We start from the raw sequence: 23,634 nt of genomic DNA, 5'->3' as shown, positions 1-23,634 counted from the left end.
AGTCACTGGGCGGCCTTTCGGGTCTCGGCGCCCACCGCGTCGGCGAGCGTCGCGTACGGGCTGACGGCCAGGCGCGCGGCCAGGCCCTTGTGGATGGCGCGGGCGTAGAACGGGCCCTCGTAGATGAAGGCGCTGTACCCCTGGATCAGCGTGGCACCGGCCAGGATCCGCTGCCAGGCGTCCTCGGCGTTCTCGATGCCGCCGACCCCGACCAGGACCAGCCGGTCCCCCACACGGGCGTACAGGCGGCGCAGGACCTCGAGCGAGCGCTCCTTGACGGGGGCGCCGGAGAGCCCGCCGGTCTCCTTCACGAGGTCCGGGGAGGACTTCAGGCCCAGCCCCTCCCGCGCGATGGTGGTGTTCGTCGCGATGATGCCGTCCAGGCCCAGCTCCAGCGCCAGGTCCGCGACCGCGTCGACGTCCTCGTCCGCGAGGTCGGGCGCGATCTTGACCAGCAGCGGCACCCGGCGGTCGGTGACCACCCGGTCCGCGGCCTCCCGTACGGCCGTCAGCAGCGGCCGCAGCGACTCGGTGGCCTGGAGGTTGCGCAGGCCCGGGGTGTTCGGGGAGGAGACGTTCACCACGAGGTAGTCGGCGTGGCGGGCGAGCCGCTCGGTGGAGGCGACGTAGTCCCCCACCGCCTCCTCCTCCGGCACGGCCTTCGTCTTGCCGATGTTGACGCCGACGACGGTCCGGAAAACGGCCTCGCGAGCCGCCAGGCGGGCCGCGACGGCCGCCGAGCCCTCGTTGTTGAAGCCCATCCGGTTGATCAGCGCGCGGTCCGGCACGAGCCGGAAGAGCCGCTTCTTCGGGTTGCCGGGCTGCGCCTCGGCCGTCACCGTGCCGATCTCGATGTGGTCGAAGCCGAGCATCGACATACCGTCGATGGCGACGGCGTTCTTGTCGAAGCCGGCGGCGAGCCCGAAGGGGCCGTGCATGCGCAGGCCCAGGGCCTCCGTACGCAGCTCCTTGTGGCGCGGGGCGAGCCAGGCCGCGAGGAAGGTGCGCAGCACGGGCGTGCGGGCCGCGAGGCGGATCCAGCGGAAGGCCATGTAGTGGGCCTGCTCCGGGTCCATCCGCTTGAAGACCAGGTTGAAGAAGATTTTGTACATCGTCGAGAAGATCCCTCTGCGCTCGTGAAGAGGGGGACACCCGTCGTGAAACCGGTGTCCCCCTCCCCGTGTCCGGGCTGTACGGGCTGCTTAGTCGCGGGCCGCGGTCAGGTGCTCCGCGTGCTCCTGGAGGGAGCGCACGCCCACGTCGCCGCGGTTGAGCGCGTCGATGCCCTGGACGGCGGCGGCGAGCGCCTGGACCGTGGTCAGGCACGGGACGCTGCGCGCCACGGCCGCCGTGCGGATCTCGTAGCCGTCGAGGCGGCCGCCGGTGCCGTACGGGGTGTTGACGATCAGGTCGACCTGGCCGTCGTGGATCAGCTGGACGATGGTCTTCTCGCCGTTCGGGCCCTCGCCCTCGCTGAGCTTGCGCACCACGGTGGCGTTGATGCCGTTGCGGCGCAGCACCTCGGCGGTGCCCGAGGTGGCCATCAGCTCGAAGCCGTGGGCGACCAGCTCACGCGCCGGGAAGATCATCGAGCGCTTGTCGCGGTTGGCGACGGAGATGAACGCGCGGCCCTTGGTGGGCAGCGGGCCGTAGGCGCCGGCCTGCGACTTGGCGTAGGCGGTGCCGAAGACGGCGTCGATGCCCATGACCTCGCCGGTGGAGCGCATCTCCGGGCCGAGGACGGTGTCCACGCCGCGGCCGTGGATGTCGCGGAAGCGCGACCACGGCATGACGGCCTCCTTGACGGAGATCGGCGCGTCGATCGGCAGGGTGCCGCCGTCGCCGGTCTTCGGCAGCAGGCCCTCGGCGCGCAGCTCGGCGATGGTGGTGCCGAGCGAGATGCGGGCGGCGGCCTTCGCGAGGGGGACGGCGGTCGCCTTCGAGGTGAAGGGGACGGTCCGGGAGGCGCGCGGGTTGGCCTCCAGGACGTAGAGGATGTCGCCGGCCATCGCGAACTGGATGTTGATCAGGCCGCGGACGCCGACGCCCTTGGCGATGGCCTCGGTGGAGGCGCGCAGGCGCTTGATGTCGTAGCCGCCGAGGGTGATCGGGGGCAGGGCGCAGGCCGAGTCGCCGGAGTGGATGCCGGCTTCCTCGATGTGCTCCATGACGCCGCCGAGGTAGAGCTCGTGGCCGTCGTAGAGGGCGTCGACGTCGATCTCGATCGCGTCGTCGAGGAAGCGGTCGACCAGCACGGGGCGGGTCGGGGAGATCTCGGTGGACTCGGCGATGTACGACTCGAGGCGGGTCTCGTCGTAGACGATCTCCATGCCGCGGCCGCCCAGCACGTAGGACGGGCGGACGAGGACCGGGTAGCCGATCTCGTCGGCGATGGCCTTCGCACCCGTGAAGGTGGTGGCGGTGCCGTGCTTGGGGGCCGGCAGGCCGGCCTCGGCGAGGACCTGGCCGAAGGCGCCGCGGTCCTCGGCGGCGTGGATGGCCTCGGGCGAGGTGCCGACGACGGGCACGCCGTTGTCCTTGAGCGCCTGCGCGAGACCCAGGGGGGTCTGGCCGCCGAGCTGGACGATGACACCGGCGATGGGGCCCGCCAGCGACTCCGCGTGGACGATCTCCAGCACGTCCTCGAGCGTCAGCGGCTCGAAGTACAGGCGGTCGGAGGTGTCGTAGTCGGTGGAGACGGTCTCCGGGTTGCAGTTGACCATCACGGTCTCGTAGCCGGCGTCGCTGAGCGCGAAGGAGGCGTGGACGCAGGAGTAGTCGAACTCGATGCCCTGGCCGATGCGGTTCGGGCCGGAGCCCAGGATGATCACCGCGGGCTTGGTGCGGGGCGCGACCTCGGACTCCTCGTCGTACGAGGAGTAGAAGTACGGGGTCTTCGCCGCGAACTCGGCGGCGCAGGTGTCGACCGTCTTGTAGACCGGGCGGACGCCCAGCGCGTGCCGGACCTCGCGGACGACGTCCTCGCGCAGGCCGCGGATCTCGGCGATCTGGGCGTCGGAGAAGCCGTGGCGCTTGGCCTCGGCGAGCAGCTCGGGGTAGAGCTTGTCGGCGGCGGTCAGCTCGTCCGCGATCTCCTTGATGAGGAAGAGCTGGTCGACGAACCAGGGGTCGATCTTCGTGAACTCGAAGACCTCCTCCTGGGTGGCGCCGGCGCGGATGGCCTGCATGACGGTGTTGATGCGGCCGTCGGTCGGGCGGACCGCGGTGCGCAGCAGCTCGTCCTTGTCACCGGGCTCGCCGACGAAGGTGAACTGCGAGCCCTTCTTCTCCAGGGAGCGCAGGGCCTTCTGGAGGGCCTCGGTGAAGTTGCGGCCGATGGCCATGGCCTCGCCTACCGACTTCATGGTGGTGGTGAGGGTGGCGTCGGCGAGCGGGAACTTCTCGAAGGCGAAGCGCGGGGCCTTGACGACGACATAGTCGAGGGACGGCTCGAAGGAGGCCGGGGTCTTCTCGGTGATGTCGTTGGGGACCTCGTCGAGCGTGTAGCCGATGGCCAGCTTGGCGGCGATCTTGGCGATCGGGAAGCCGGTGGCCTTCGACGCGAGCGCCGAGGAGCGCGAGACGCGCGGGTTCATCTCGATGACGATGACGCGGCCGTCGGTCGGGTCGATCGCGAACTGGATGTTGCAGCCGCCGGTGTCGACGCCGACCTCGCGGATGATCGCGATGCCGATGTCGCGCAGCCGCTGGTACTCGCGGTCGGTGAGCGTCATCGCCGGGGCGACGGTGATCGAGTCACCGGTGTGGACGCCCATGGGGTCGAAGTTCTCGATGGAGCAGACGACGACCACGTTGTCCTTGGTGTCGCGCATCAGCTCCAGCTCGTACTCCTTCCAGCCGAGGATGGACTCCTCCAGGAGCACCTCGGTGGTCGGGGAGAGCATGAGGCCCTGGCCGGCGATGCGGCGCAGCTCGTCCTCGTCGTGGGCGAAGCCGGAGCCGGCGCCGCCCATGGTGAAGGAGGGGCGCACGACGACGGGGTAGCCGCCGAGGGTGTCGACGCCCTTGATGACGTCGTCCATCGTGTGGCAGATGACCGAGCGGGCGGACTCGCCGTAGCCGATCTTGGCCTTGACGGCCTCGACGACGCCCTTGAAGAGGTCGCGGTCCTCGCCCTTGTTGATGGCCTCGACGTTGGCGCCGATGAGCTCGACGCCGTACTTCTCCAGCACACCCTGCTCGTGCATGGAGATCGCGGTGTTCAGCGCGGTCTGGCCGCCGAGGGTCGGGAGCAGCGCGTCGGGGCGCTCCTTCGCGATGATCTTCTCGACGAACTCGGGGGTGATCGGCTCGACGTACGTGGCGTCGGCGATCTCCGGGTCGGTCATGATCGTCGCGGGGTTGGAGTTGACCAGGATGACGCGCAGGCCCTCGGCCTTGAGGATGCGGCAGGCCTGGGTGCCGGAGTAGTCGAACTCGGCGGCCTGTCCGATGACGATCGGGCCGGAGCCGATGACCAGGACGGACTGGATATCGGTGCGCTTAGGCACGCTCGGCCTCCATCAGGGCGGTTTCCATCAAAGACGTGAAGCGGTCGAAGAGGTACGCGGCGTCGTGCGGGCCGGCGGCCGCCTCGGGGTGGTACTGGACGGAGAAGGCCGGCTGGTCGAGCAGCTGGAGGCCTTCGACGACCTGGTCGTTCAGGCAGACGTGGGAGACCTCGGCGCGGCCGTAGGCGGTGTCCGAGACCTTGTCGAGGGGCGCGTCGACGGCGAAGCCGTGGTTGTGCGCGGTGATCTCGACCTTGCCGGTGGTGCGGTCCTGCACCGGCTGGTTGATGCCGCGGTGGCCGTACTTCAGCTTGTAGGTGCCGAAGCCGAGCGCGCGGCCGAGGATCTGGTTGCCGAAGCAGATGCCGAAGAGCGGGGTCTTGCGCTCCAGCACGCCCTGCATGACGGCGACGGGGCCGTCGGCGGTGGCCGGGTCGCCCGGGCCGTTGGAGAAGAACACGCCGTCCGGGTTGACCGCGTACACGTCCTCGACGGTGGCGGTGGCGGGCAGCACGTGCACCTCGATGCCGCGCTCGGCCATCCGGTGCGGGGTCATGCCCTTGATGCCGAGGTCGACGGCGGCGACGGTGAAGCGCTTCTCGCCGATCGCGGGGACGACGTACGCCTCCTTGGTGGCGACCTCGGCGGAGAGGTTCGCGCCCTTCATCTGCGGCTGGGACTGGACCTTGGCCAGCAGTGCCTCGTCGCGGATGCCGACCCAGGCCTCGCCGGAGAAGATGCCGACGCGCATGGCGCCGCGCTCGCGCAGGTGGCGGGTCAGGGCGCGGGTGTCGATGCCGGAGATCCCGACGACGCCCTGCTTGACGAGCTCCTCGTCCAGCGAGCGCCGCGAGCGCCAGTTGGAGGGGACGCGGGCGGGGTCGCGGACGACGTAGCCGGCCACCCAGATGCGGGAGGACTCGGGGTCCTCGTCGTTGACGCCGGTGTTGCCCACGTGCGGGGCGGTCATCACGACGACCTGCCGGTGGTACGACGGGTCGGTGAGGGTCTCCTGGTAGCCGGTCATGCCGGTGGAGAACACGGCCTCGCCGAAGGTCTCCCCCACAGCGCCGTAGGCGCGGCCGCGGAAGATCCGACCGTCCTCCAGGACGAGTACGGCGGGAGCTTTGGCTGCTCCCCTGGTGGAGGTCGTCATCGTTCGGCGCCTTCCGTCGTGATGGATGAGTTCATGAGATTGAGGGCTTCGACCCAGGCGGCGTGTTCGGCCGCGCGGTCGGAGCGGAATCCGGAGTCGATCAGCTTGTCGCCGTGCGCCCATGTGACGACGAGCAGACCGCCCTCGGTGAGTACCTTGCCCGCGATTCCCTTGTCGAGGCGGGCGCCGCGCAGCTGCGCGGCCGGTACGAAGAAGTCGGTGGCCCCCGGTCGGACCACGTCCAGGCCCGCGTCGGTGAGCGTGAGCTCGACCCGGCTGCGGACGCCCAGACCGTGGGCGACGATCCGGTCGAGCCACTGCCCGGCGGTGGTGGAGCCGTGGTACCGGCCGGTCAGGGCCAGCCGGTGCGCGGGGAGACCGTCGGGGGCGGCGGGCAGCTCCGGCAGATCGCTCTGCAGGGCGCCGCGCCATTTCCAGCCCTGCCGCATCAGCCAGTACACGAACGCGATGAAGACGATCAGGCCGATCACCCACGCGATGCGGGCGCCGACACTGGTCACCTCCGCCGACTGTCGTTCGGCGGCCTCGGCGGCCAGTTGGATTACTGCAGGTGTCACGCCAGTTTCCCGTCCACGACCGTTGCCCGGCCCCGCAGGAAGGTATGAGTGACGCGCCCCGGCAGCTCACGGCCCTCGTAAGGCGTGTTGCGGCTGCGGGAGGCGAATTGTGCGGGGTCCACGACACCACGGTACGAGGTATCGACCAAGGTCAGGTTCGCGGGTTCACCTGCCGAGACGGGACGGCCGTGGTTCTCCAGGCTGCCGATGCGCGCGGGAGCGAAGGACATCCGTTCGGCGACGCCCGCCCAGTCGAGCAGTCCGGTCTCCACCATCGTCTGCTGGACGACGGAGAGCGCGGTCTCCAGGCCCACCATGCCCATGGCGGCGGCGGCCCACTCGCAGTCCTTGTCCTCGTGCGGGTGCGGGGCGTGGTCGGTGGCGACGATGTCGATCGTGCCGTCGGCGAGCGCCTCGCGCAGGGCCAGCACGTCGCGCTCGGTGCGCAGCGGCGGGTTGACCTTGTAGACCGCGTTGTAGGAGCGGACGAGCTCGTCGGTGAGGAGGAGGTGGTGCGGGGTGACCTCGGCGGTGACGTCGATGCCGCGGGACTTGGCCCAGCGGACGATCTCGACGGAGCCGGCGGTGGAGAGGTGGCAGATGTGGACGCGGGAGCCGACGTGCTCGGCGAGCAGGACGTCGCGGGCGATGATCGACTCCTCGGCGACGGCCGGCCAGCCGCCGAGGCCCAGCTCGGCGGAGACGACGCCCTCGTTCATCTGGGCGCCCTCGGTGAGGCGGGGCTCCTGGGCGTGCTGGGCGACGACGCCGCCGAAGGCCTTCACGTACTCCAGGGCGCGGCGCATGATCACGGCGTCGTCGACGCACTTGCCGTCGTCGGAGAAGACGGTGACGCGGGCGGCGGACTCGTGCATGGCGCCCAGCTCGGAGAGCTGCTTGCCCTCCAGACCGACGGTGACGGCGCCGATGGGCTGCACGTCGCAGTAGCCGGACTCCTTGCCCAGGCGCCAGACCTGCTCCACGACGCCGGCGGTGTCGGCGACCGGGAAGGTGTTCGCCATGGCGAACACGGCGGTGTAGCCGCCGGAGGCGGCGGCGCGGGTGCCGGTGAGGACGGTCTCGCTGTCCTCGCGGCCGGGCTCGCGCAGGTGGGTGTGCAGGTCGACGAGGCCCGGCAGGAGGACCTGGCCCTCGGCCTCGATGACGGTCGCGCCCTCGGCGGACAGGTTCCGTCCGACCTCGGCGATGGTCTCGCCGTCGATCAGGACGTCCAGCGCCTCGCCGCCGAGTACCTTCGCGCCACGGATCAGGATCTTGCTCATGGTTACTTGGTCTCCTCGGTGCGCGTGGCGGCGGGGGTGGTGGTGACGGCGGGCTCGGAGCCTCCGAGCAGCAGGTACAGGACGGCCATCCGGGTGGAGACGCCGTTGGCGACCTGCTCGACGGCCGTGCAGCGGTCGGAGTCGGCGACCTGGGCGGTGATCTCCATGCCGCGGTTCATCGGGCCCGGGTGCATCACGATGGCGTGCTCGGGCATCTTCGCCATGCGGTCGCCGTCGAGCCCGTAGCGACGGGAGTACTCGCGCTCGGTCGGGAAGAAGGCCGCGTTCATGCGTTCGCGCTGCACACGCAGCATCATCACCGCATCGGACTTCGGCAGCACGTCGTCGAGGCTGTACGAGACCTCGCACGGCCAGGACTCGACGCCGATCGGGACGAGGGTGGGCGGCGCCACGAGGGTGACCTCGGCGCCGAGGGTGTGCAGCAGGTGGACGTTGGAGCGGGCCACGCGGCTGTGCAGGATGTCGCCGACGATGGTGATCCGGCGGCCCGACAGGTCCTTGCCGAGGCCGGCGTCGCGGCCGACCAGGCGGCGGCGCATGGTGAAGGCGTCCAGCAGGGCCTGGGTGGGGTGCTCGTGGGTGCCGTCGCCCGCGTTGACGACGGCGGAGTCGATCCAGCCCGAGGTCGCGAGCCGGTAGGGGGCGCCGGAGGCGTGGTGGCGGATGACGACCGCGTCGGCGCCCATGGCCTCCAGCGTCAGCGCCGTGTCCTTCAGGGATTCGCCCTTGGAAACGGAGGAACCCTTGGCGGAGAAGTTGATGACGTCGGCGGAGAGCCGCTTGGCGGCCGCCTCGAAGGAGATCCGGGTGCGGGTCGAGTCCTCGAAGAAGAGGTTGACGACGGTGAGGCCGCGCAGGGTGGGCAGCTTCTTGATCGGCCGGTCCGCGACGCGGGCCATCTCCTCGGCGGTGTCGAGGATCAGGACGGCGTCGTCGCGCGTGAGATCGGCGGCCGAGATGAGGTGGCGCTTCATCTGGATGGCTCCGTGGGTCGTGAGGGCAGGCGGGCGGCCTGACGGGCGGAGGTGCGAGCGGGCAGGGCAGAGTGCGGCGCGGACCCCGCGGGGGCCCGTCACCCGTACGGGCTACTGCCCGGCTGCCTGGGCGGTCCGCTGGCCGAGCAGCACGGCGTCACGGCCGTCCTCCTCCTGGAGCTGGACCTTGACCGTCTCCCGCAGCGACGTGGGGAGGTTCTTGCCGACGTAGTCGGCGCGGATCGGCAGTTCGCGGTGTCCGCGGTCGACGAGGACCGCGAGCTGGACGGCGCGGGGGCGGCCGAGGTCGCCGAGGGCGTCGAGGGCGGCGCGGATCGTGCGGCCGGAGAAGAGCACGTCGTCGACGAGGACGACGAGGCGGCCGTCGAGGTCGTCGCCGGGGATCTCGGTGCGGCCGATCGCGCGGGCGGGCTTCATCCGCAGGTCGTCGCGGTACATGGTGATGTCGAGCGAACCGACCGGGATCTTGGTGCCGGTGATCTCTTCGAGCTTGGCGGCCAGCCTGCGGGCGAGGTAGACGCCGCGGGTGGGAATGCCGAGGAGCACCACGTCGTCGGCGCCCTTGGCGCGTTCGACGATCTCGTGGGCGATGCGGGTCAGGACCCGTGCGATGTCCTGCGCCTCGAGTACGGGGCGCATGGAATCGGCGTGCTGCTGAGTGTCCATGAAAAGGACCTCCTTCTCCGCCTCACGGGACGGACCTTAAAGGACGTCTGATGTACCTCTGCCAAGGTACCAGGGCGCAGCCGGTGTCTCGGCACCGGGCCGGTGCGCGGGGGCTCCCGAGGGGCTGCTGGGACCCCTCTCGAGGGGGCGATGGAGACCATTCGGCTTGACTCATCCAAGTAACGCTGCGTAACCTCACAGTGAGTTACCAGCCGCGCGGCGGAGCCGCATGAAGGTATGTAGTCGCAGTGTTCATGTAGTCACAGCGTCACAGCGTCCGGGAGCGTTATGTCCAGCGAATACGCCAAACAGCTCGGGGCCAAGCTCCGCGCCATCCGCACCCAGCAGGGCCTTTCCCTCCACGGTGTCGAGGAGAAGTCCCAGGGCCGTTGGAAGGCCGTGGTGGTCGGTTCCTACGAGCGCGGGGACCGCGCCGTGACCGTCCAGCGCCTTGCCGAGCTGGCGGACTTCTACGGGGTGCCGGTGCAGGAACTGCTGCCGGGCACGACTCCCGGCGGGGCTGCCGAGCCGCCGCCGAAGCTGCGTCTCGACCTGGAGCGCCTGGCGGGCGTCCCGGCCGAGAAGGCCGGCCCGCTGCAGCGATACGCGGCGACGATCCAGAGCCAGCGCGGCGACTACAACGGCAAGGTGCTGTCGATCCGCCAGGACGACCTGCGCACCCTGGCCGTCATCTACGACCAGTCCCCCTCGGTCCTGACCGAGCAGCTGATCAGCTGGGGCGTGCTGGACGCGGATGCCCGTCGCGCCGTGGCGCACGAGGACATCTGAGTCTCACGCTCCAGACCAGCAGAAACGTTTACCGGTGGGCGCCGGGCCCTTGCGGGGGTCCGGCGCCCACCGGTTTTTTCGTCTCCGCGGCTCCTGCGGGATCCGCGGGAGCCGCACGACAGTCCCCGCACGGCTCACCACCCGCCCCATACGGAAGGGCCCGCAACGCGTACGCTGCGGGCCCTTCCGTATGGCGGTGCCGGTGGTGAGCCGTGCGGTCAGCTCTCGCTGCGCCGCAGGCTCGGCTTCAGGTCCTTGAAGCGGGCCAGCAGCCCGTTCACGAACGAGGGCGACTCGTCCGTCGAGAACTCCTTGGCCAGCTGGACGGCCTCGTCGATGGCCACGGCGTCCGGGGTGTCGTCCACCCAGATCAGCTCGTAGGCGCCGAGCCGCACGATGTTCCGGTCGGCGACCGGCATGCGGTCGAGCTCCCAGTCCACGGCGTAGGTGACGATCAGGTCGTCGATGCGGTTCACCTTGTCGGCGTACCCCTCGACGAGATCCATCGTGAAGGCGCTGACCGGCGGCTGCCGGTCGTCCGACCGCGCGTGGCGGATCCAGTCCGCGAGGACCTCGCGAACGGGCACGTCACGCTGGTCGGCCTCGAAAAGGATCTGAAAAGCGCGCTTGCGCGCATTGCTCCGAGCAGCCACGGGTTAGTTGCTCTTCCGGCCGAGGTAGTCGCTGGTGCGGGTGTCGACCTTGACCGTCTCGCCGGTGGTGACGAAGAGCGGGACCTGGATCTCGTAGCCGGTCTCCAGGGTGGCGGGCTTGGTGCCACCGGTGGAGCGGTCGCCCTGGACGCCCGGGTCGGTGTGCTCGATCTTGAGCTCGACCGCGGCCGGGAGCTCGACGTAGAGCACCTCGCCCTCGTGCTGGGCGACGGAGGCGGTGAAGCCCTCGATCAGGAAGTTGGCGGCGTCGCCGACAGCCTTCTTGTCCACCATCAGCTGGTCGAAGGTGGACATGTCCATGAAGACGAAGTATTCGCCGTCCATGTAGGAGAACTGCATGTCACGGCGGTCGATGGTGGCCGTCTCGACCTTCGTGCCGGCGTTGAACGTCTTGTCGACGACCTTGCCGGACATCACGCTCTTCAGCTTGGTGCGCACGAAGGCCGGGCCCTTGCCGGGCTTGACGTGCTGGAACTCGACGACGGACCAGAGCTGGCCCCCGTCGAGCTTCAGCACCATGCCGTTCTTGAGGTCGTTCGTGGAAGCCACGGTTGCGGAATCTCCTGCACTGGAAGACCACGGGTGCGCGCACAGTCCGACGGAGCGGACTAGAGCGCGAGCAGCTCCTTGGTCGTAATGGTGAGTAGCTCGGGACCGCCGTCCGCCTCGGGGCGCACGACGAGCGTGTCATCGATCCGGACACCTCCCCGGCCCGGGAGGTGAACCCCCGGTTCGACGGTGACCGGCACGCAAGCGTCCAGTTTACCCATTGCCGTAGGTGCAAGCTGCGGGTCCTCGTCGATTTCGAGGCCGACGCCGTGTCCCATCGACGGAGCGAGGGCTTCCGCGTGGCCCGCGGAGTCCAGGACGGAACGTGCCGCGTGGTCCACGTCCCGGTACGCGGCGCCGGGCACCAGCGCCTCGCGCCCGGCCCGCTGGGCCGTGAAGACCAGGTCGTACAGCTCGATCTGCCAGTCGGCGGGGCTGGTGCCGATCACGAAGGTGCGGCCGATCTCGCACCGGTAGCCGCGGTAGTTGGCGCCCATGCAGACCGAGAGGAAGTCGCCCTCCTCCACCCTGCGGTCGGAGGGCCGGTGCCGGGAGCGTCCGGAGTGCGGGCCCGTGCCCACGGAGGTCGGGAAGGCGGGGCCGTCCGCCCCGTGGTCGACCAGCCGCCGCTCCAGCTCCAGGGCGAGGTGCCGTTCGGTGCGGCCGACGAGGATCGACTCCAGCAGCTCGCCCAGGGCCTGGTCGGCGATCTCGGCGGCGATCCGCAGGCAGGCGATCTCCTCCTCGTCCTTGACGAGGCGCTGCTGCTCCACGGCGGTCCCCAGGTCGGCGAGGTGCAGCTTGGGCGCCACGGAGCGCAGGGCCCGGTGCCGGCCGACGGTGAGGTGGTGTTCCTCGACGGCGAGCGAGTCGGCCCGTACAGAGGCGGCCATGTCGGCGGCCGCGACGGCCGGGTCCCCGCCGGGACCCCCGAGGACGGAGACCCTCAGGCGCTCGTCGAGGCGCCCCTCGTCGGCCTCGCCGGTGGGCACGCCGGCGCAGAAGAGCAGGTCCTCGCTGGGCCCGACGAGCAGCACGGCGCCGAGCGGGGACGCCCCGGTGAGGTAGCGGACGTTCGCCGGACGCGTGATCAGTGCGGCGGAGTTCCCCGCAGCAGCGCATCGGTCGCGAAGCAGGCCCCGGCGGGCGGCGTACACGTCTGACATGTTTTCGAGCGTACGAGCGCCGGACGGATCCGGCCCGGCGAGCGCGTCCGGTCGGGCGGCCCGCGCCGCGCGCGTCGCCGGGCACGGGTGCGCGGCGCACCGTACGGGGTCGGGGGCGGCGCCCCGCCGCGGCGCCGCTGCCGCACGGCCACGCGGGCCCGGCTACCAGCTCTGCGGTGTCGCCATCGCGCGCGCCAGGACCTCGTCGAGGGCGCGGGCGGTGCCCTCGACGTCGAGGTGGGAGTTGTCGATGATCGGCAGGCCGGAGCCGTACCAGCCGGCCATCCGGCCGTGGATCCGCGCGACCTCCTCGTCGGAGAGGCGGCGGTTGCCGGAGCGGGCCGCGTTCCGCTCCAGGACGATCTCCAGACCGGGCAGGAGCACCACCGGCAGCAGCGTGGGGCCGACGTGCCGCTTCCAGCCGCCCAGGCCCACCACGGGCCGGTCGGGGAAGACGGCGTCGTCCAGGATGCAGGAGATCCCGTTCGCGAGGTAGTTGCGGGCGGCGAAACCGCAGGTGCGGCGGGCGAGCCGGTACTGGGCCTCGGAGTGCTCGTTCCAGCCCGCCTGCGGGTCCGCGAAGCCGGAGCAGACCCACTCGCGGACGTCGTCCAGGCTGATGTGGGCGGTAGCCACCGGCCGGCTGCTCGCCCAGTGCCGGGCGACGGTGGTCTTCCCGGCGCCGGCCGGGCCGATCAGCAGCACGGCGAGGACGGCCCCACCGGTCCCCGCCACCGCGGGCGGCAGCGGGATGTGCCCGGTGGCCTCCGGTACCGGCGGCGCCACCTGCGGAGGCGGGGGCTGGTGCGGGGGCTGGTGCTGCGGCTGGTGCTGCGGCTGGTGGGGGGACTGCGGCGGGGGCGAACCCGGCCAGCCCTGCGCCGGGGGTATCGGCGGCTGCGGCGGCGCCGCCGGGTGCGGTCCCGGCTGTCCCCAGCCCGCGCCCCCCACTCCTTGCTGCATCCGCTGCCACTCCGTCTCGTTCCGGCCACTGATGCGAGAACGTTATATGACCGCAGGGGTCGGACCGTCCACCAGCACTGCCAGGCAGAGTGTCAGCCGGCGATCTCGTCCGCCAGTGCGCGCAGCGCCAGCCGGTACGAACCGATACCGAAGCCCGCCACCGTCCCGGTCGCCACCGCGGCGATGACGGAGGTGTGCCGGAACTCCTCGCGGGCGTACGGGTTCGAGATGTGCACCTCGATCAGCGGCGCCGTGCGCTGCGCGGCCGCGTCCCGCATTCCGTACGAGTAGTGCGTGAAGGCCCCCGGGTTGATGACCACGGGGATCTTCCCGTCCGCCGCCTCGTGCAGCCACCGGATCAGCTCGCCCTCGTCGTTGGTCTCGCGGACCTCGACGTCGAAGCCGAGCTCCTCGCCCAGCGCGCGGCAGCTCTCCACGAGTCCCGCGTACGAGGTGGCACCGTACACGTCGGGCTCGCGCGAGCCGAGCCGGCCCAGGTTCGGGCCGTTCAGCACGAGTACGGGGCGGCTCACGCCGACACCTCGCCGTAGGCGGCGATCAGGTGGGCCGGGTCGGGACCCTCCAGGACGGTCGGCTTGCCCAGCCCGTCGAGGACGATGAACCGCAGCAGGTTGCCACGGGACTTCTTGTCGACCTGCATGGTCTGCAGCAGCTTGGGCCACTGGTCGCCGCGGTAGGTCAGCGGCAGCCCGACCGAGGCGAGCACCGCCTTGTGCCGGTCGGCCGTCGCGTCGTCCAGCCGGCCCGCGAGGCGGCCGAGTTCGGCCGCGAAGACCATGCCGACCGACACGGCCGCGCCGTGCCGCCACTTGTAGCGCTCGTTCTTCTCGATGGCGTGCGCGAGGGTGTGGCCGTAGTTCAGGATCTCGCGGAGTCCGGACTCCTTGAGGTCGCTGGAGACGACGTCGGCCTTGACCTGGATGGAGCGCACGATCAGCTCGGCGGTGTGCGGGCCGGCGGGCGTACGGGCCGCCTGCGGGTCCGCCTCGATCAGGTCGAGGATCACCGGGTCGGCGATGAATCCGGCCTTGATGATCTCGGCGAGGCCGCTGACGTAGTCGTTGACCGGCAGCGAGTCCAGCGCCGCCAGGTCGCAGAGCACACCGGCCGGCGGGTGGAAGGCGCCGACGAGGTTCTTGCCCTCGGCGGTGTTGATGCCGGTCTTGCCGCCGACGGCCGCGTCCACCATCGCGAGGACGGTGGTCGGTACGGCGACCCAGCGCACCCCGCGCAGCCAGCTCGCCGCCACGAACCCCGCGAGGTCGGTGGTGGCTCCGCCGCCGACGCCGACGATGACGTCGGTGCGGGTGAAGCCGGACTGGCCGAGGGCCTTCCAGCAGTAGGCGGCGACCTCGATGGTCTTGGCCTCTTCGGCGTTCGGCACCTGGATGGCGATCGCCTCGTAGCCCTGCTCGGCCAGGTCGTCGCGCAGCGCCTCACCGGTCGAGGCCAGCGCCTCGGGGTGGATCACGGCGACCCGCTGGGCCTTCGTACCGATCAGGGAGCCGAGCTCGCCGAGCAGCTGCTGCCCGACCAGCACGTCGTACGCGTCGTGTCCGGCGCTCGCGCCGACCTGGATCCGCGTCACCTGGTCTGTCATACGTCCTTCAACTCCAGAGCGTCGAGGACCGCCTGGGCGACCTCTTCGGGGGTGCGGTCGTCGGTGGCCACCACGACGCGCGCGACTTCGGTGTACAGGGGGCGCCGGGCGTCCATCAGCTCGCGCCACTGGCGGCGCGGGTTGACGGCGAGCAGCGGGCGCGCGGCGCCGAGGCCCACGCGCCGTACGGCTTCCTCGACGTCCATCGACAGGTAGGCGACGGGCAGGCCGGTCAGCAGCCCGCGGGTGCCCTCGTCGAGGACGGCGCCGCCGCCGAGGGCAAGGACTCCGGTGTGCTCGGCGACGGCGGCGGCGACCGCCTGCCGCTCCAGGGCGCGGAAGTACGGCTCGCCCTCGTCGACGAAGAGGTCGGAGATCTCCCGGCCCTCGGCCGCGACGATGTCGGCGTCCGTGTCCCGGTAGGGGACGCCGAGCCGCTCGGCGAGCAGCGCCCCCACCGTGGACTTGCCGGACCCCATGGGGCCGACGAGGACGACGACCGGTCCGTTCGGTCCGCCCGTCACCGGATCTGCAGGTTGTCGAGGTAGGCCTGGACGTTGCGGCGGGTCTCGGGGACCGAGTCGCCGCCGAACTTCTCGACGACGGCGTCGGCCAGCACGAGGGCCACCATGGCCTCGGCGACGATGCCGGCGGCCGGCACGGCGCACACGTCGGAGCGCTGGTGGTGGGCCACCGTCGCCTCACCGGTCGCCACGTCGACGGTCGCGAGGGCGCGCGGGACGGTCGCGATGGGCTTCATCGCGGCCCGTACGCGCAGCAGTTCGCCGGTGGTCAGGCCGCCCTCGGTGCCGCCGGAGCGGCCGGAGGTGCGCCGGAGGCCCTCGGGGGTGGAGACGATCTCGTCGTGCGCCTTGGAGCCGGGCACGCGGGCGAGCTCGAAGCCGTCGCCGACCTCGACTCCCTTGATGGCCTGGATGCCCATGAGGGCGGCGGCGAGGCGGGCGTCGAGCCGGCGGTCCCAGTGGACGTGCGAGCCGAGGCCGACCGGGACGCCGTACGCCAGCACCTCGACGACGCCGCCGAGGGTGTCGCCGTCCTTGTGGGCCTGGTCGATCTCCGCGACCATCGCCTTGCTCGCGTCGGCGTCGAGGCAGCGCACCGGGTCGGCGTCGAGCTTCTCCACGTCGGCCGGGGTCGGGTAGACGCCGTACGGGGCCTTGGCCGCGGCCAGTTCCACCACGTGCGAGACGATCTCGATGCCCGCGACCTCCTTGATGAAGGAGCGGGCGATCGCGCCGAGCGCGACGCGGGCGGCGGTCTCCCGGGCGCTGGCGCGCTCCAGGATCGGCCGGGCCTCGTCGAAGCCGTACTTCTGCATGCCCGCGAGGTCGGCGTGGCCGGGTCGCGGACGGGTCAACGGCGCGTTGCGGCCGGTGTCCTTGAGCAGCGAGGGGTCGACCGGGTCGGCCGACATGACGGTCTCCCACTTGGGCCACTCGCTGTTGCCGACCATGACGGCCACGGGGGAACCCAGCGACAGGCCGTGCCGGACGCCGCCCAGGAAGGTGATCTCGTCCTGCTCGAACTTCATCCGGGCACCGCGGCCATAGCCGAGCCGGCGCCGGGCCAGGTGGTCGGCCACCAGCTCGGTCGTGACCGGGACGCCGGCGGGAAGGCCCTCCAGCGTCGCCACCAGTGCCGGTCCGTGCGACTCCCCGGCGGTCAGCCAACGCAACCTGCTCAACGATGCTCCTCATGCTCGCGCCTGGTACAGCGAAGGCGCGATCGGGTGCGCGGCCCGGACCCGCCTCACCCAGATCCTCCCATGTCCGGACCGGTATACCGCCCTCCGGTCCAACTGTCGGACGGCCGGGCACCGATCACCGCCGTGACGTGTGGGCGAGCGGGCCCGCCCGGGGAAGGCGTCACGCGGCGCGGCCGCGCCGGACGGAGCCCTGTCGCTCGCCTTGCCGGTACCGGTCGCTCAGCCGGACTTCGAGGCCAGTGAGAGCTCTCCTGCGGCCCTCATGGCCGCCAGGGGACCCGGGGTGTGTCCGGTCATCCGTTCGACCTGCAGGACGGCCTGGTGGACGAGCAGGTCGAGGCCGCCGACGAGCTGCCCGCCCCGCTGCGACCAGGCGGCCGCCAGGGCGGTCGGCCACGGGTCGTAGAGGACGTCGAAGAGGGTGCCCGGGGCGTCGGGTACGGCAGCGGCCAGTGCGTCGGTGGCTCCGGCCGGGGTGGTGGCGATCACCAGCGGCGCGGCCAGTGCCTCGGCCGCCTCGGACCAGTCGGCCGTGCGGACGCTGACGCCGAGCCGCTCGCCCCACTGCCGCATCTCGTCGGCGCGGGCGCGCGAGCGGACGTACGCCGTGACCTCGCCGGTGCAGATCCGCGAGAGCGCGGCGAGCGCCGAGGAGGCGGTGGCCCCGGCGCCGAGGATGGCGGCCGAGGGCACCTTCTCGACGCCGCGCTCGTGGAGCGCGGCGACGATGCCCGGGATGTCGGTGTTGTCCCCGAGGCGGCGGCCGTCCTGCGTGAGCACGACCGTGTTGACCGCCTCGACGGAGGCGGCCGTGTCGCTGATCTCGTCGAGCAGCGGGATGATCGCCCGCTTGAGCGGCATGGTCAGCGACAGCCCGGCCCACTCGGGGCCGAGGCCGGCGACGAACCCCGGGAGCGCGGCCTCGTCGATCTCGAAGCGGTCGTACGACCAGTCGTCGAGGCCGAGCTCCTGGTAGGCGGCACGGTGCAGCACCGGTGAGAGGGAGTGCTCGATGGGCGAACCCAGCACCGCGGCCCGTATCCGTGACATGTCCTGCTACCCGCCGTTCTTCTGCTTCTGCCGCTCCTGGAACTCCGCGGCCAGCTTCTGGTGCTCTTCGTAGGTCTGGGTGAAGGTCGTCTTGTTGCCGTCGACCGACACGAAGAACATCCAACCGCCGTCGTCCGGGTCGAGCGTAGCGGTCAGGGCGTCGGCTCCGGGGTTGCCGATCGGGCCGGGCGGCAGTCCCTTGACGAAGTGCGTGTTGTAGGGGTGGTTGAACGCCCGCGCTTCCTTGATGGAGAAGTTGATCTCGCTCTGACCCTTGATGTAGTTGTACGTCGAGTCGAACTCGAGCATCTGGTTGGTGACGTCGTTGGTCTTCTTCAGGCGGTTGTAGACGACCTCGGACATCTTCCGGAAGTCGTCGTGGTCCTTGCCCTCGGCGTTGACGAGGCTGGCGACCGTGATCACCTGGAGCGGGTTCTCCAGGCCCAGCTCCTTGGCCTTGCCCTCGACGCCCAGCTCCGCGTACTTGTCGCTGGCGTTCTTGACCATCTGCTTGAGCAGGGACTCGGGCGTGCTGTCCTTGCCGAGGTCGTAGCGCGTCGGGTACAGGAAGCCCTCGAGCGGGTCGATGAGCTTCTGGTTGTTGCCGGCCCAGGCCGGCAGCCCGAGGTTCTTGGCCTCGCGCAGGGCGATGTCCTTGGTGGTCCCGTCCGGCTTGCCGAGCTTCTTGTCGATCGCCTCGTACACCTTGACGTTGCGCATGCCCTCGGTGACGGTGATGACGTTCAGCTTGGTGGGGTCGATCATCAGCGCGACGGCGGCCGCGGCCGACATCTTCTTGTTCATCGGGTAGAGACCCGGCTGGATCAGCTTGCCCTTGGGGTTGGCGGTCGCGGCGTCGACGAAGGCCTGGGCGCTGGCGACGACGCCGGCCTCCTTGAGGATCCGGCCCATCTGTCCCAGGCCCGCGTCCTTGGGGATCTCCACGTCGACCAGCTCGTCCGTGCCCTCGCCCGCGAAGTCCTCGGCAGCGCCGAACCTCGCCTTGAGGTAGCTGTATCCGTAGTAGCCGCCACCGCCGACCACGCCGATGATGACCACGGCGGCGATCAGGCAGGCCATGCCGCTGCGCTTCTTGGGCTTGCCGCCCTTCGCGCCGCGGCCACCGCGGCGACCGTCGTCACCGTCGTCGTCGCCGTCGTCGGCGAAGAAGCCGCTCTCGGCCTCCTCCTCGGCCTCCTCGGCCTCTTCGACCGGTTCCGGCTCCAGGTGGCGCCGGCCCGGAGGCTGCGGCGGAGGGTAGGCCTCGGGCGTGGTGTAGAGGTCCGGGGCCTCACCGGGGTAGCCGGCGACGGCCTGCTGCGCGTACGGGTCGGCGCCCATGTAGGGGTCGGCCTGCACGGCGGCCACGTACTGGCCCTGGCCGGTGTCCCAGCCCTGGTTGTCGTACACCGGCTGCTGGGGCTGGGCCTGGGGCTGCGCCTGGGGCTGCGCCTGCTGCGGGGCATAGGCCTGCTGCTGGGGGGCGTACGCCTGCTGCTGCGGGGCGTAGGCCTCCTGCTGCGCGGCGTACTGCTGGTCGGGGTACTGCTGCTGCTGGTACTGCTGCTGATACTGCTGCTGCTCGTACTGCTGCTGCTCGTACTCCGGGTACTGCTGGTACTGCTGTGGGTACTGCTGCTGGTGCTGAGGCTCCTGCGGATACTCCTGCTGCGGGGCACCGCCGTAGGGCGCCTGGCCCTGCTGGGTCTGGTGCCCGGTCCACCCCTGGTCCCCGTACAGGGGGTCCTCGGGGTGCCACGGTTCGGGGCCACGGCCCCGGCCATACTCAGTCATCGGTCCCCTAGAGCCGCGAGACGGAGGCCACGGACTCCGTCGTCCGTGGCACCCGGTTCCGCCTCATTGACGGTGGGCGACGGCTGTTCGAATGCCGTCTCATCGCGCGGAACGTTACCGTATCGCGATCAGACAACCACTTCGACGCACTCGCCGGGCGGATTACCTGATACCCGTTCGGTCTCAAGAGCGTTCTGAAGGATGACCACAGCGGCCGCCTGGTCGATGACCGACCGGCCCTTCTTCGCGTTCCTGCCGGAGGCCCGCAGACCCTGGGCGGCGGTGACCGTGGTCATCCGCTCGTCCACCAGACGGACCGTCACCGGCTTGATGCCCTTCGCGAGTTCGTTCGCGAAGGCGCGCACCTTGACCGCGGCCGGCCCCTCCCGCCCGCTGAGCGAGCGGGGGAGGCCGACCACGACTTCGAGGGGCTCGTACTCCTCGACGAGCTGCCGCAGCCGCCGGTGGGCGAAGGGGATGTCCCGGCCCGGAACGGTTTCCACCGGTGTGGCGAGCACCCCGTCGGGGTCGCACGAGGCGACCCCGATCCGGGCGTCCCCGACGTCGATGGCGAGCCGGCGGCCACGGCGCAGAGTCATCGTCAGGCCGTCTCGACGACGAGGCGCTCGACGGCGCTGATGGCCTCCGGGATGGCGGCCGGGTTCTGGCCACCGCCCTGGGCGACGTCAGGCTTGCCGCCACCGCCGCCGCCGAGGGTCTTGGCAGCCGTACGGACCAGGTCACCGGCCTTGAGGCCGCGCTCGCGGGCCGCCTCGTTGGTCGCGATGACGGTCAGCGGGCGGTCGTTCGCCACGGTGAACAGGGCGACGACCGTCGGCCGGTCGCCGGGGATCCGGACGCGGACGTCGAGGACCAGCTTGCGCAGGTCGTCGGCGCCGATGCCGTCCGCCACCTGGCCGATGACCAGGGCGACGCCGTGGATGTCCTGGGCGTTGGCGGCGAGGCCGGCGGCGGCCTGCAGGACCTTCTCCGCGCGGAACTTCTCGATCTCCTTCTCGGCGTCCTTCAGCTTGCCGAGCATGGAGGCGATCTTCTCCGGCAGCTCCTCCGGACGGCCCTTGACCAGCTCCTGGAGCTGGGCGACGACCGTGTGCTCCTTGGCGAGGAAGTTGTACGCGTCCACGCCCACCAGGGCCTCGACGCGGCGCACGCCGGAGCCGATGGAGGACTCGCCGAGCAGCTTCACCAGGCCCAGCTGGGAGGTGTTGCCGACGTGCGTGCCGCCGCACAGCTCCTTGGAGAAGTCGCCGATGGTGACGACGCGCACGCGCTCGCCGTACTTCTCGCCGAACTCGGCGATGGCGCCCTGCTTCTTGGCCTCGTCGATGCTCATGATCTCGGCGGTGACGTCGAGTTCGCGCGAGAGCACGTCGTTGATCTTCTGCTCGACGTCGGTGAGGACCGAGCCGGGGACGGCGTTCGGCGAACCGAAGTCGAAGCGGAAGCGGCCGGGGCTGTTCTCCGAACCGGCCTGGGCGGCGGTCGGGCCGAGGGCGTCGCGCAGCGCCTGGTGGGTCAGGTGGGTGGCCGAGTGGGCGCGGGCGATGGCCCGGCGGCGCTTGATGTCGATGGCGGCGTACGCGGAGGCGCCCACCGTCACCTCGCCGACCTGGACGGAGCCCTTGTGCACGGAGACACCGGGGACGGGCTGCTGGACGTCGCGGACCTCGATGACGGCGCCCGTGTCGAGCTTGATGCGGCCCTGGTCGGCGAGCTGGCCGCCGCCCTCGGCGTAGAAGGGGGTGCGGTCGAGGACGACCTCGACCTCGTCGCCCTCGGAGGCGGCGGGCGCGGAGACGCCGTTGACCAGCAGGCCGACGATGGTGGACTCGCCCTGGGTGGTGGCGTAGCCGGTGAACTCGGTGGCGCCGGAGCCGTCGGCGATCTCCCGGTAGGCGGACATGTCCGCGTGGCCGGTCTTCTTGGCCTTGGCGTCGGCCTTGGCGCGGTCGCGCTGCTCCTGCATCAGGCGGCGGAAGCCGCGCTCGTCCACGGCGAGGCCCTGCTCTGCGGCCATCTCCAGGGTGAGGTCGATCGGGAAGCCCCAGGTGTCGTGGAGCAGGAACGCCTTGTCGCCGGAGAGGACCGTGCCGCCGGCGGCCTTGGTCTCGCTCACGGCGGTGTCGAGGATGTTGGTGCCGCCCTTGACGGCCTTGAGGAAGGCGGCCTCCTCGGCGAGCGCGACGGTCTCGATGCGCTTGCGGTCGGTGAGGAGCTCCGGGTACTGCTGCCCCATCGTGTTGATCACGACGTCGACCAGGTCCTGGACGACCGGGCCGGTGGCGCCCATGAGGCGCATGTTGCGGATGGCGCGGCGCATGATGCGGCGCAGCACGTAGCCGCGGCCCTCGTTGCCGGGGGTGACGCCGTCGCCGATGAGCATGACGGAGGTGCGGATGTGGTCGGCGACCACGCGCATCGAGACGTCGGTGCCCTGGGCGGCGCCGTACTGCACGCCCGTCAGCTCGGTGGCCTTGTCCATGACCACGCGCAGGGTGTCGGTCTCGTACATGTTCTGCACGCCCTGCAGGATCATCGCGAGGCGTTCGAGGCCGAGGCCGGTGTCGATGTTCTTCGACGGCAGGTCGCCGAGGATCGGGAAGTCTTCCTTCCCGTCGCCGGCGCCGCGCTCGTACTGCATGAAGACCAGGTTCCAGATCTCCACGTAGCGCTCGTCGTTGACGGCCGGGCCGCCCTCGACGCCGAACTCCGGGCCGCGGTCGTAGTTGATCTCGGAGCACGGGCCGCAGGGGCCGGGGACGCCCATGGACCAGAAGTTGTCCTTCTTGCCCAGGCGCTGGATGCGCTCGGCGGGGACGCCGATCTTCTCGCGCCAGATCTGCTCGGCCTCGTCGTCGTCGAGGTAGACGGTGATCCAGAGCTTCTCCGGCTCCAGGCCGTAGCCGCCGTCCGCCACGGAGCTGGTGAGCAGCTCCCAGGCGTACTTGATGGCGCCTTCCTTGAAGTAGTCGCCGAAGGAGAAGTTGCCGCACATCTGGAAGAACGTGCCGTGGCGGGTGGTCTTGCCGACCTCTTCGATGTCCGGCGTACGGACGCACTTCTGCACGCTGGTGGCCCGGGGGGCCGGGGGCTTGGTCTCGCCGAGGAAGTACGGCTTGAAGGGCACCATGCCCGCGTTGACCAGCAGCAGAGTCGGGTCGTCCGCGATGAGCGACGCCGAAGGGACAACGGCGTGACCGCGCTCCTCGAAGAAGCTCAGCCAGCGGCGGCGAATCTCAGCCGACTCCATCAGTGGTCCTCATTCCGGTCGTACGAAAACTTGGGTCGTTGGGTGGTCTTGTCGTTCTCGATGGCCCGCAGCCGCCGCGGCCCGGGAAGGGCGGTGACGTTGTCGGGCCGGTCGGGGTTCTGGTGGAGCCCCAGTGCATCGTTCAGCTCGTCCTCGCGCTGCGTCATTCCCGCTTTGACGTCGAGGGCGAAGTCCTTGAGGCGGTGCCCCGCCTCCACGGCCTTGTCGGCCGCCTGGGCTGCGAGACTTTCCGGGGTCAGCTTCTTGAGCTGCCGGTTGACCTTGGTGGTGGCCCACACGCCGGCGGCTGCGCCTGCGGTGAACCAGAAGGCTCGGCGGAACATCGGCGGTCTCAGCCCTTCTGCTTCCGGCGCCGGGCCGCCGGCACCGTACGGCCGACGATCACGCTACGTCGGGATGTGTTCGGCGGCATGCCGTTCGGCGCCGCGGCCTCCCCCTTGCCCAGCGCCTTGCGGACGCCGTAGCCGAAGGCCGCGACCTTCACCAGCGGCCCTCCGAAGGCGGTGGCCACGGTGGAGGACAGGGCGGAGGCGTTGGAGGTGACCTCCTGGACGTCGCTCGCGATCGCGTCGACCCGGTCGAGCTGGGTGCGCGCGGAGCGGACGGTGGTGGAGGCGTCGGCCAGCAGCGGGACGGCCTGATCGGTCACGTCGGCCACCAGCTTGGTGGCCGCCTTGAGCACCTGGGCCAGCCTCACCAGCGCCACGGCGAGGAAGGAGATCAGAATGGCCCAGAAGACGGCCACGATGATCCCGGCCACCTCTACACCGGACACGTCACACCGCTCTCTGTCCGAGCCT

22 protein-coding genes are annotated in these 23,634 nt (G+C 70.9%); 1 reads left to right on the top strand and 21 read right to left on the bottom strand.

The annotated features are described in order from the left end of the window. Positions 1-2: 2 nt before the first annotated feature. From OG534_RS30155 to pyrR, 7 genes are all read right to left on the bottom strand, one after another. Positions 3-1,112 carry a quinone-dependent dihydroorotate dehydrogenase gene (locus OG534_RS30155; protein ID WP_326592216.1) on the bottom strand — a complete coding sequence of 370 codons (1,110 nt, stop codon included), beginning with the start codon at positions 1,110-1,112 and terminating at the stop codon, positions 3-5. A 90-nt stretch (positions 1,113-1,202) separates the two neighbouring features. After that, positions 1,203-4,511, bottom strand: a complete 3,309-nt coding sequence (carB, locus tag OG534_RS30150; RefSeq protein ID WP_326592215.1) for a carbamoyl-phosphate synthase large subunit — start codon at positions 4,509-4,511, stop codon at positions 1,203-1,205. Then, positions 4,504-5,667, bottom strand: a complete 1,164-nt coding sequence (gene carA / locus OG534_RS30145) for a glutamine-hydrolyzing carbamoyl-phosphate synthase small subunit (RefSeq protein ID WP_326592213.1) — start codon at positions 5,665-5,667, stop codon at positions 4,504-4,506. Before carA ends, carB begins: the two co-directional genes overlap by 8 nt. Continuing rightward, complete coding sequence (locus OG534_RS30140) at positions 5,664-6,245, bottom strand: PH-like domain-containing protein (protein WP_326592211.1); 582 nt, start codon at positions 6,243-6,245, stop codon at positions 5,664-5,666. Before OG534_RS30140 ends, carA begins: the two co-directional genes overlap by 4 nt. Then, positions 6,242-7,528 carry a dihydroorotase gene (locus OG534_RS30135; RefSeq protein WP_326592210.1) on the bottom strand — a complete coding sequence of 429 codons (1,287 nt, stop codon included), beginning with the start codon at positions 7,526-7,528 and terminating at the stop codon, positions 6,242-6,244. The genes OG534_RS30140 and OG534_RS30135 overlap by 4 nt, the downstream gene beginning before the upstream one ends. A gap of 2 nt (positions 7,529-7,530) precedes the next feature. Beyond that, entirely contained in the window at positions 7,531-8,523 is a 993-nt protein-coding gene (locus tag OG534_RS30130) for an aspartate carbamoyltransferase catalytic subunit (RefSeq protein WP_326592208.1), read from the bottom strand. 111 nt (positions 8,524-8,634) lie between these two features. Next, positions 8,635-9,210 (bottom strand): bifunctional pyr operon transcriptional regulator/uracil phosphoribosyltransferase PyrR, encoded by a 576-nt coding sequence (pyrR, locus tag OG534_RS30125; RefSeq protein ID WP_326592206.1) that lies wholly within the window; start codon positions 9,208-9,210, stop codon positions 8,635-8,637. A gap of 288 nt (positions 9,211-9,498) precedes the next feature. Between pyrR and bldD the strand changes: the two genes are divergently transcribed. Further along, a complete protein-coding gene (gene bldD, locus OG534_RS30120) occupies positions 9,499-9,999 on the top strand; it encodes a transcriptional regulator BldD (RefSeq protein ID WP_007263032.1) in 501 nt (166 codons plus the stop codon). A 218-nt stretch (positions 10,000-10,217) separates the two neighbouring features. Here bldD and nusB read toward each other — a convergent pair whose 3' ends face one another. The 14 genes from nusB to OG534_RS30050 form a co-directional block, all read right to left on the bottom strand. After that, positions 10,218-10,652: a transcription antitermination factor NusB gene (gene nusB / locus OG534_RS30115; protein WP_326592200.1), complete on the bottom strand. Its 435-nt coding sequence runs from the start codon at positions 10,650-10,652 to the stop codon at positions 10,218-10,220. A gap of 3 nt (positions 10,653-10,655) precedes the next feature. Continuing rightward, the gene (gene efp / locus OG534_RS30110; RefSeq protein WP_189972641.1) at positions 10,656-11,222 is read right to left on the bottom strand and encodes an elongation factor P; all 567 of its coding nucleotides are present in this window, start codon (positions 11,220-11,222) and stop codon (positions 10,656-10,658) included. A gap of 59 nt (positions 11,223-11,281) precedes the next feature. Then, complete coding sequence (locus tag OG534_RS30105) at positions 11,282-12,388, bottom strand: aminopeptidase P family protein (RefSeq protein WP_326592198.1); 1,107 nt, start codon at positions 12,386-12,388, stop codon at positions 11,282-11,284. Between the two features lie 162 nt (positions 12,389-12,550). Continuing rightward, positions 12,551-13,351, bottom strand: coding sequence for an AAA family ATPase (locus OG534_RS30100; protein ID WP_326592196.1), 801 nt, complete (start codon positions 13,349-13,351; stop codon positions 12,551-12,553). Between the two features lie 92 nt (positions 13,352-13,443). Beyond that, positions 13,444-13,884, bottom strand: coding sequence for a type II 3-dehydroquinate dehydratase (gene aroQ, locus OG534_RS30095; protein WP_326592195.1), 441 nt, complete (start codon positions 13,882-13,884; stop codon positions 13,444-13,446). Continuing rightward, on the bottom strand, positions 13,881-14,972 hold the full coding sequence (gene aroB, locus OG534_RS30090) for a 3-dehydroquinate synthase (RefSeq protein WP_326592193.1): 1,092 nt from the start codon (positions 14,970-14,972) through the stop codon (positions 13,881-13,883). Before aroB ends, aroQ begins: the two co-directional genes overlap by 4 nt. Next, entirely contained in the window at positions 14,969-15,451 is a 483-nt protein-coding gene (locus tag OG534_RS30085; protein WP_374778223.1) for a shikimate kinase, read from the bottom strand. The genes aroB and OG534_RS30085 overlap by 4 nt, the downstream gene beginning before the upstream one ends. Positions 15,452-15,492: 41 nt before the next feature. Beyond that, complete coding sequence (gene aroC / locus OG534_RS30080; protein WP_326592191.1) at positions 15,493-16,677, bottom strand: chorismate synthase; 1,185 nt, start codon at positions 16,675-16,677, stop codon at positions 15,493-15,495. 240 nt (positions 16,678-16,917) lie between these two features. Further along, entirely contained in the window at positions 16,918-17,748 is an 831-nt protein-coding gene (locus OG534_RS30075; protein WP_326592190.1) for a shikimate dehydrogenase, read from the bottom strand. 6 nt (positions 17,749-17,754) lie between these two features. Continuing rightward, on the bottom strand, positions 17,755-19,542 hold the full coding sequence (gene mltG, locus OG534_RS30070; protein ID WP_326592188.1) for an endolytic transglycosylase MltG: 1,788 nt from the start codon (positions 19,540-19,542) through the stop codon (positions 17,755-17,757). Positions 19,543-19,670: 128 nt separating this feature from the next. Next, positions 19,671-20,141: a Holliday junction resolvase RuvX gene (gene ruvX, locus OG534_RS30065; RefSeq protein WP_215018880.1), complete on the bottom strand. Its 471-nt coding sequence runs from the start codon at positions 20,139-20,141 to the stop codon at positions 19,671-19,673. Positions 20,142-20,143: 2 nt separating this feature from the next. Next, positions 20,144-22,813 (bottom strand): alanine--tRNA ligase, encoded by a 2,670-nt coding sequence (gene alaS, locus OG534_RS30060; protein ID WP_326592185.1) that lies wholly within the window; start codon positions 22,811-22,813, stop codon positions 20,144-20,146. Beyond that, positions 22,813-23,157 carry a DUF6167 family protein gene (locus OG534_RS30055; RefSeq protein WP_326592183.1) on the bottom strand — a complete coding sequence of 115 codons (345 nt, stop codon included), beginning with the start codon at positions 23,155-23,157 and terminating at the stop codon, positions 22,813-22,815. The genes alaS and OG534_RS30055 overlap by 1 nt, the downstream gene beginning before the upstream one ends. 8 nt (positions 23,158-23,165) lie before the next feature. Continuing rightward, positions 23,166-23,609: a DUF948 domain-containing protein gene (locus OG534_RS30050; RefSeq protein WP_326592182.1), complete on the bottom strand. Its 444-nt coding sequence runs from the start codon at positions 23,607-23,609 to the stop codon at positions 23,166-23,168. Positions 23,610-23,634 lie beyond the last annotated feature (25 nt).

Origin of the sequence: Streptomyces sp. NBC_01294 (genome assembly GCF_035917235.1) — a bacterium.
In the GTDB taxonomy this organism is placed as follows: domain Bacteria; phylum Actinomycetota; class Actinomycetes; order Streptomycetales; family Streptomycetaceae; genus Streptomyces; species Streptomyces caledonius.
The sequence above is the reverse complement of the archived record's forward strand: the minus strand, read 5'-3'. Positions and strand labels throughout refer to the sequence as shown.